General features: G+C 73.2%; 7 protein-coding genes and 1 pseudogene. 4 read left to right on the top strand and 4 right to left on the bottom strand.

Going from position 1 to position 7,623, the window contains the following annotated elements; all coding sequences use genetic code 11:
- Window positions 1–131: 131 nt before the first annotated feature.
- From ACWDVB_RS20880 to ACWDVB_RS20870, 3 genes are all read right to left on the bottom strand, one after another.
- Window positions 132–653 (bottom strand): GNAT family N-acetyltransferase, encoded by a 522-nt coding sequence (locus ACWDVB_RS20880; protein ID WP_451514692.1) that lies wholly within the window; start codon window positions 651–653, stop codon window positions 132–134.
- 302 nt (window positions 654–955) lie between these two features.
- Complete coding sequence (locus tag ACWDVB_RS20875; RefSeq protein ID WP_451611983.1) at window positions 956–1,153, bottom strand: hypothetical protein; 198 nt, start codon at window positions 1,151–1,153, stop codon at window positions 956–958.
- Between the two features lie 22 nt (window positions 1,154–1,175).
- Window positions 1,176–3,956, bottom strand: a complete 2,781-nt coding sequence (locus tag ACWDVB_RS20870) for an alpha/beta hydrolase family protein (protein WP_451514693.1) — start codon at window positions 3,954–3,956, stop codon at window positions 1,176–1,178.
- A 181-nt stretch (window positions 3,957–4,137) separates the two neighbouring features.
- Here ACWDVB_RS20870 and ACWDVB_RS20865 point away from each other — a divergent pair, with 181 nt between their 5' ends.
- The 4 genes and pseudogenes from ACWDVB_RS20865 to ACWDVB_RS20850 form a co-directional block, all read left to right on the top strand.
- Complete coding sequence (locus ACWDVB_RS20865; RefSeq protein ID WP_451514694.1) at window positions 4,138–4,581, top strand: DUF3093 domain-containing protein; 444 nt, start codon at window positions 4,138–4,140, stop codon at window positions 4,579–4,581.
- A 19-nt stretch (window positions 4,582–4,600) separates the two neighbouring features.
- Window positions 4,601–5,797 (top strand): diaminopropionate ammonia-lyase, encoded by a 1,197-nt coding sequence (locus tag ACWDVB_RS20860; protein WP_451514695.1) that lies wholly within the window; start codon window positions 4,601–4,603, stop codon window positions 5,795–5,797.
- 325 nt (window positions 5,798–6,122) lie between these two features.
- Window positions 6,123–6,563, top strand: a complete 441-nt coding sequence (locus tag ACWDVB_RS20855) for a subtilase-type protease inhibitor (RefSeq protein ID WP_451514696.1) — start codon at window positions 6,123–6,125, stop codon at window positions 6,561–6,563.
- Window positions 6,564–6,799: 236 nt separating this feature from the next.
- Window positions 6,800–7,177, top strand: a pseudogene (locus ACWDVB_RS20850) (cupin); the annotation flags it as partial.
- Here the strand turns inward: ACWDVB_RS20850 and ACWDVB_RS20845 are convergent.
- Complete coding sequence (locus ACWDVB_RS20845; protein WP_451514697.1) at window positions 7,174–7,596, bottom strand: YunG family protein; 423 nt, start codon at window positions 7,594–7,596, stop codon at window positions 7,174–7,176. The pseudogene ACWDVB_RS20850 and the gene ACWDVB_RS20845 sit on opposite strands and share 4 nt — an antisense overlap.
- Window positions 7,597–7,623: the final 27 nt, after the last annotated feature.

Here is a 7,623-nt window from a genome sequence, read left to right as displayed (position 1 = left end):
TCCAGACCGTGGTGGCCGTCGCCGCCGAGAAGAACTCCACCCTCGTCCTGCCCTTCCCGGTGGAGCTGCTCCGCTTCCTGGAGCGGGCCCAGCAGCCGGGCGGCGGCCAGAGGCCCGAAAGCCCGGACGCGTCAGAGCGCCAGCAGGTAGCTGGTCCCCGGGCGGCCGTCGAGCCGGATGTCGCCGCTGGGCACGAAGCCGGTGCGGGCGAGCACGGCCCGTGAGCCCGGGTTGTCGAACGTCGTCGCGGCGCGGAGTTCGGTGAGGCCGTACGCGGTGACGGCGAGGTCGCAGGCCTGCCGGACGGCGCGGGTGGCCAGGCCCTGCCCGGCGGCCCGCTCCGCGATCCGGTAGCCGAGCTCGGCGCCGCCGCCGGCCACGTCGACGAGATTGACCCGCCCGAGCACCGCGCCCGCGTCGTCCACCAGGACGTGGAAGAAGCAGACCCCCGCGGCCTGCTCGGCGAGGAGGGCGGTGTGCCGCGCCGCGAAGTCCCGGAAGTAGGCGTCACCGCGGTCGGGCACCGACGCGGCGAAGTAGGCGCGGTTCGCCTCCTCGAAGGCGAGCAGGGCGGGCGCGTGCTCGGGCCCGAGAAGCTGCAGATCAGGGGCGTTCGAGGGGGCGTTCCAGGGGGCGTTCGACGAGAGGGACATGGAGGAACCTTACGCATCCGGCCACCGCGCCCGGGGACTCCCGTCGGTCACCGAGGCCGTCCGGCGCGCGGCGGTGATCCTGGAGGCGCAGGGGTACGAACCGCGGTACGAACCGTGCGGGTGGGCCCATCTCATGGCGAGTGACGGCCGCCGTTTCATGGAGCTGATCTTCCAGCTGGTGCCCGCCCCCGACCTGGACGCGTACGCCGAAATGTCCACGCCCCGGCAGCGCATCGCCCGCGCCTGGGCGGGTGTCGAAGCGGCACACTGCATCGTGGACTGGCTCCGCGTGACGGTCGCCGTCAACTTTCCTCCGGCTGCCCGCGGTCGCGGTCCCGGTCGGCCTGGTCGACGGCCTCCCGCAGGGGGTGCAGCTGATCGGCCCGTGCTTCGGCGAGGAACTGTGCCTGCGCGCGGCCGAGTCGATCGAGTCGGCGCTCGGGGCGGAGACGCCGGTAGATCCATGGAGCTGACAGGGTGGCCGGCCCGGCTGATCGCACGCCGGGGCGGCCACCCGCCGCGCTACGGGGCGTTCCGGACCGTGCCGGTGACCACCGGACCCTCCCTCGGCTCCCAGTTCTCGTCGTACGGGAGCAGCTGGGCCTTCAGGAACTCGTCCGGCTCGCGCACGCCGTCCTTGATGGTGGGCACGCGCACCTCGACGCTCTTCTTGCCCGCGGGCAGGGTGAGGAACAGGGATTCGCCGTCCTCCCACATCTTGGAGAGCGCGCGCTCAGGGCGGGGCTTCTGACCGGCCTCGTCCTTCAGCCAGCGCGGGTCCACGTCGAGCGTGGACAGCTCGGCGCCGCCGTCGACCGGCAGGAAGGCGAGCCCGGCCATGACGTCCACGTCGACGGGTTCCGCCAGCGTCATCCGCCACTTCAGCGGCTTGCCCTCGGTGACGCGGTCGGCGACGGGCTCAAGGGTGACCTCGGGCATCGGGTCGTCGTTCCGCGCCGTCACCCCGCCGTGGTGGGAGCCGACCACGGCACCGCGCACCGCCTTGACGAACGCGTCCTGCGTGACGTCGTAGCCGTAGCGGGTGTTGCCCCGTACCTCGACCGGTACGTCGATGTCGTGGGCGCCCGGTCGCACCGTCACCGTGCGGTGCGTGACCTGGCCCGAGCCCGGCTGGGGAACGAAGAGGCGGACCTGGCCGCTGCCCGTGCCGGAGACCTTCACCGGAACCCGGTAGGTGCGCACCCCGGAGTCGCCTTCGTCGACGGTCAGCCGGCCGATGTCGACGCGGGGCAGCGCGGCCGGCTTCACCGCGGGCGTGCCCGGGCGCCGGCCCCAGGCGTCCATCAGCCACGCCTTGCCTGAGCGGCTGCGCGGGGTGAGTTCCAGGGTCTTCACCCGCTTGAGGTCCAGCTTCTCCCGGGCCTGTGCGGTCAGCGGCACGCGGACCTCTCTGGCCCAGTACGAGGCGGTCCGAGCGCTGCCCGGCAGCCCGTCGACGCGGGCGGTGCCGAGCTTCGCGCGGTGGCCGGAGGCGTCGACGAGCGTGACGTCCAGCCGGGTGCCGGTGGTGTTGGGCGGCACGATCACCCGCAGCGCCACGTCCTTGGCGCCCGCCAGGGACACCGGGCGGCCGGGGCTGATCCGCGTCGGGGAGCCGGCCCGCGTCCAGCGCATCGCCACCGCGTCACGGCCGGGCTCCGGCGAGACCTCCCACCCGGCGAAGTGCGGTGAGCCTCCCGCCGTGTTCGGCGGCAGACAGGCGCGGGCGGCGTCCGGGTGCACCTGGGCACAGAGCCGCCCGCCCTTGACTCCAGTCGAGGCGTCCGGCAGGAAGGCCTCGGTGCGGCGCGCTCCGACGGCGTGGGTCAGCACTCGCGCGGGGTCCGCCGAGGGAGCACGGCGGTTCGAGCCGTCGAGGAGGGGGCGCACCCGGTCGTCGCCCGCGACGAACAGCCGGGCCGCCGCGGCTATGTACGTGGCGCCCGCGGTCTGCTGCTGCTTGGCGGTCAGGCGGGTCTTCTTGCCCGGCGAGCACACCGGGTCGGTGCCGTCGGCCTGGAAGTCGTCGGCGGCGGGCGCCTTCGCCTGTCCGGGGGTCCATTCGCTGTTGAAGAAGTTGTGGTTGGCGCCGACCATGTAGAGCGCGCTGTGCAGGGCGGTGCCGCCGCTGATACGGCGCGTCCCGTCGACGTAGATCTCGCCCTGGAGGTCGGAGACGTCTCCGTCGCAGCCGGGCAGGATCGTCGCGGAGGGGACGTCGGGGACCGGGTTCTGCCCGAAGATGGTGGGGCCTATCAGGACGTTGCCGCGGATCTTCCAGCGCACCGGACCGTGGTAGCCGTCCTGGTCGGCGGGCGGCGCGTAGAGGCTGTCGAGCGCGGCCCTGTTGACGCCCTCGCCGCCACGGGAGTGGCCGACGAGGAGCACACGGGACAGGTCCGCGGGCGCGACCTCGCGCACGGCCGCCGGTGCGTCGCCCCGCTGCTCGGCCCAGTCCGCCCAGCGGGCGAGGTGCAGCCGGACCAGCGAGGAGCGGGCCTGCGCGCCGCCGTCCTCGGCGAGGTGGTCCTGGCCGTTGATGCCGTTGGCGGCGATGGACACGGTGACGTACCCCTGGGAGGCCAGGAGCTTCTGGGCCCGCTTGTAGCCGGACTGGCTGGGCACCGGCTTCGTGCCGGCCTTGCAGGGCCAGCTGCCGTCCTGGCCGTCCCCGGCGCCGTAGCAGGTGTAGTGACGGCCGTGCAGGAACAGCGCCAGCGGCCGCTTCCCCGGCGCGTCCGCAGGGCCGACCACGTCGGCCCGCATCTCCACCGGCTCCGGGAAGCCGGGCAGCCGCTGGGACTTCAGGGTGTACGCGCCGCTGACGGTGCGGTAGCGGCCCGGCTTCCCCGGGTCGACCTCGTTCGCGGGAGGCAGGGCCGCGGGCGACGCGGGGCGCGCGGCGTTCGACTCCTGCCCGGCTCCCGCCTCGTCCAGGCGGCGCCCGCCGGCCAGCACCCGCAGCTTCTTCACCGGTCCGATGCGCGCGGCGCCCAGCGGCAGCCGGAACGAGCGGCGGTCCCGCGCGGCCTCGGGCCGGCCGAGCAGCTTCTCCCCGGCGTAGAACTCGACGCGGGCGTCTCCCATGGGCACCGGCTCGGGCGAGGCCCACACCAGTTCCTTGCCGCTGCCCTCACCCGCGAGGCGCCAGCCCTCCGGCAGTTGGTCATGGCCGCCCGGCGGGGCGGGCGACGCGGGTGGCGGGGCGTCGGCGGACGGCAGCGCGTGCGCCGCCCCCGGGGTGACCGCCGCGAGCGCGAGTACCGCCAGCACTGTGGTCGCCACTCGTGAGACACGTCTCAAAGTGGTCCTCCTCCTGATCACTCTCCTCAGGACACACGAGCGAACTCATGTGCCCCTCTTGCCTCTTCGAGGACGGCAACCAGCGCCTCCGCGTTGCCTCTCCGCGCACACCGGCGGCAGGAGAGCGGCGCGACGGGAACCCTCTGTCCGCCGCGGCCGATGCCCCTGCCAGGATTCGGGCATGCACATCTACGAAGAGCGGCTCAGCGTCCCCCGCTCCTGGTGGGCCCTGGTCGCACTGGGCGGAGCGGGACTGGGGATCGGGGCGATCCCCTTCGGAGCGATCACCGCGGTGACCGTGGCCGTGATCGGCATGACGGTGGCCGCCGCGATCGTGCACGCGCACGGCAGGGTGCGCATCCTCGTGACGCCGGGCTCCCTCGTCGTGGGCGAGCGGACCATCCCGATCGACGCGCTCGGCGCGACGGAGATCCTCGACGAGCGGGAGGCGTTCGAGTGGCGCACGGTCAGGGCGAACCCGTACGCGATGCTGCTTCTGCGCTCCTACATCCCGACCGCCCTGCGCATCGAGCTGCGCGACGCCTACGGCGGCGCGCCGTACGTCTACCTCTCGACGCGGCAGCCCATGAACCTGGCGGCGGTACTGGCCTTCTCGCGGAGCTGAAAAGCCGCAGGCTGGTCCCATGACGAACCGACAGACTGACTCCGTGGCCGGCGCCGCCGCTTCCCTCCCCTGGTACGCGCGGCCCGCCGCGCGGGCATGGACCTGCGCCTCCGTCCCGGCGCAGGCACAGGACTTCCACTCCACGCTCCCCGGTTACGCGCCCACCGCACTGCGCGAACTCCCCTCTCTCGCCGCCGAGTTCAGGGTGGCGCGGGTCTTCGTCAAGGACGAGTCGGCACGGCTCGGCCTGCCCGCGTTCAAGGCGCTCGGCGCGTCCTGGGCGATCCACCAGATCCTGGCGCGGCGCGAGAACGGCCCGTCGGCGGCCTCGGGCGGACGGCCGTTGCGCCTGGTCACCGCCACCGACGGCAACCACGGCAGGGCCGTGGCCCGGATGGCGCGGCGACTCGGGCGGCGCGCCCACGTCTTCGTCCCCGAAGGCGTCCACCCGGCGGCCGTGGCCGCCATCAAGGGCGAGGGCGCCGAGGTCACGGCCGTGGCCGGGTCCTACGACGCGGCGGTGCGCAGGGCGGCGGACGCTGCCGGGGCGCCGGACGCGGTGCTCGTTCAGGACACGGCCTGGGACGGCTACGAGGAGATTCCCGCGCTGATCGTCGAGGGGTACGCGACGCTGTTCGCCGAGATCGACGCCCAACTGGCAGCGGCGGGCGCCGGGTCGCCCTCTCTGGTCGCCGTTCCGGTGGGCGTGGGGTCTCTCGCCCAGGCCGCCGTGACGCACTACCGCGGCCGACGGCCCACCGCTACCGCTCCAGCCGCCCCGGCTCCCGCGCTCCTGTCGGTGGAACCCGAGGCGGCCGCCTGCCTGCTGGCCAGTCTGCGGGCCGGGCGGCTCACCAGTGTGACGACCGGTGTCACGGCGATGGCCGGCCTCAATTGCGGCACGCCGTCGACGCTCGCCTGGCCCGCCCTGCGCGACGGCCTGGACGCGGCGGTCGCCGTCACCGACGCCGACAGCGCGGCGGCCGTGCGCGACCTGGCGGGCCTGGGTGTCTCGTCCGGGCCGTGCGGCGCCGCGTCCCTCGCCGGGGTGCGCGCTGCCCTCACCGGCGAGGGCAGCGCCGGACGCCGCGCCGAACTGGGCATCGGAGCCGACTCGACCGTCGTACTGATCAGCACCGAGGGCACGGCCGCCAACCCGGCGCGCATCACCCCGGGCGCCACCCGGCGGCGGAAGAACGGTCACCCGCAAGTGTGAGGTGACGGGGACACCCGTCGGCGGTCCCGAGAATCTCTTCAGCCAGCGATGATTTCCGGTCGATGCGAATGGTCGAAGAAAGAACCAATTTCCTATTGATGCAGGTCAGAGGGTAGTTGGCGTTTATACCAGTGACCTTGGTCCATATGCTGGACAGTCGGCACGCCCTCGCCCCACCACCTCTGAGCTGCCCGAACGTCCGTACGGACACCGTCCACCGGACGCACACATCCGGAAATCGACCATCCGTATTGGCACTCACTCTCCGCACCGGCAAGACTCCTCAGCGCAGTCATCAACCGCATCGAGCGAAGGAGAGTCCACCATGCGTCGCACCCTCAGGGCGATGGGAGCAACCGCCGCGGCTGCCACCTGCGTCCTCGCCGCGACATCAGGCACCGCGCAGGCCGAGGCCCCCGGGCCCACGAGCCTTTACGCGCCGTCCGCCCTGGTGCTCACGGTCGGCCAGGGCGAGGACGCCAACTCCGCGGCGGTCGAGCGCGCAGTGACGCTGATCTGTGCGCCGCGCCCCGCCGGAAGCCACCCCTCGGCGGCCGCCGCGTGTGCCGAACTCACCAAGGCGGGGGGCCAGTTCGGCCACCTGGTGAGGGACACGTCCGACGCCATCTGTACCAAGGAGTGGCAGCCGGTCACGGTGACCGCCGACGGAGTATGGAACGGCAGGCATGTCAGTTGGTCCGCCACCTTCTCCAACCGGTGCACGATGAAGGCTGGTCTCGGGGAGGGTGCCGCATTGACCTTCTGACGAGATCCGACCCTGATCCACACTCAGGGGAGTCCCGGTGACCTTTCGTGGGGGAAGGCAGCCGGGACGCGGGGCGGCCCCCGGTGTCCTCGGACACCGGGGGCCGTAGTGTTTTTCCCATGGTGAATCCACCCGCCGCGCCCGCGTCGTACGAAGGACTCCCCACGGAACAGGTCAGGTGCGGATGGGGAGTTCCACCGCGCCGCCAGGGGTACGCGGTGACCGCGGGGCGCGGCGCCGTGCAGACTCTGCCGCTCCCGCTGCTCGTCGATGCCGAGGCCTACCGCGCGGCCGTCGCCCTGCCGCCGCAAGGGAGCGAGGCAGAGCTGGCAGCCGCCGCCCGGCACCGCCGCGACCTGGCCGAGGCCACGCGGGACGGGGACCCGGAGCCGCTGGCCGCCTTCTACCGCGCGGCCGTCGCGCTCGTACGGCCCCTGGCCGCGCGGTGGCGTGAGCGCTGGCGGGCAGGGGCGGCGGCCGCGGCCGAGGCGACCGGCGCGCAGCTCGACCGGCTGGAGCGCGGTGACGCCGACTACCTGGCACGGGCCGCCGTACGCTCCGAAGAGCCCGCCAAGCGGGGCAGGTTCGGGATGTGCGGGCGGCTCGACGTCTAGGACGTGACGTGAACGGCCGCCGCCGATCGGTCGCCGGCCAGCTCGTCGAGCCTCTTCAACACGCGGGCGCGCAGCAGTTCGTACTCCTCCCGGCAGCGGCGGATCTCCGGTGGCCTGGCGGTGACGACGCCCTCCGTCACGATCTCGTGCGGTGCGAACTGCTCGCGGGTGAGGTCGATCTCCAGGCCCGCACCCAGGCGGTTCCACCAGTGGTAGTCGACCCGGACGCCGTCGACGTGGACCTCTCCGAGTACGAGTTCCCCGCCCAGCAGGTCGTTGAGGACGAGCGCGGTGACGCCGCACTGACCCCGGGCGGGGTTCTGTGGCGGCCAGGGCTTCGTCGAGTCCGGCGGAAAGGTGTCCGCACCCCAACTGTCGCGTAGGGCCGCTTCGATGTCACTCAGAAGAAGTGATGTCATGACGATCACCCTCGCACCCACCACTGA

It is taken from the genome of Streptomyces sp. NPDC003379 (assembly GCF_053589195.1).
The sequence above is the reverse complement of the archived record's forward strand: the minus strand, read 5'-3'. Positions and strand labels throughout refer to the sequence as shown.

Bases quoted from the DNA above. Each gene is read 5' to 3' on its own strand.
- ACWDVB_RS20855 (WP_451514696.1), top strand. From the start codon at position 6,123: ATGCGTCGCACCCTCAGGGCGATGGGAGCAACCGCCGCGGCTGCCACC.
- ACWDVB_RS20860 (WP_451514695.1), top strand. From the start codon at position 4,601: ATGACGAACCGACAGACTGACTCCGTGGCCGGCGCCGCCGCTTCCCTC.
- ACWDVB_RS20845 (WP_451514697.1), bottom strand. From the start codon at position 7,596: ATGACATCACTTCTTCTGAGTGACATCGAAGCGGCCCTACGCGACAGT.
- ACWDVB_RS20880 (WP_451514692.1), bottom strand. From the start codon at position 653: ATGTCCCTCTCGTCGAACGCCCCCTGGAACGCCCCCTCGAACGCCCCT.
- ACWDVB_RS20865 (WP_451514694.1), top strand. From the start codon at position 4,138: ATGCACATCTACGAAGAGCGGCTCAGCGTCCCCCGCTCCTGGTGGGCC.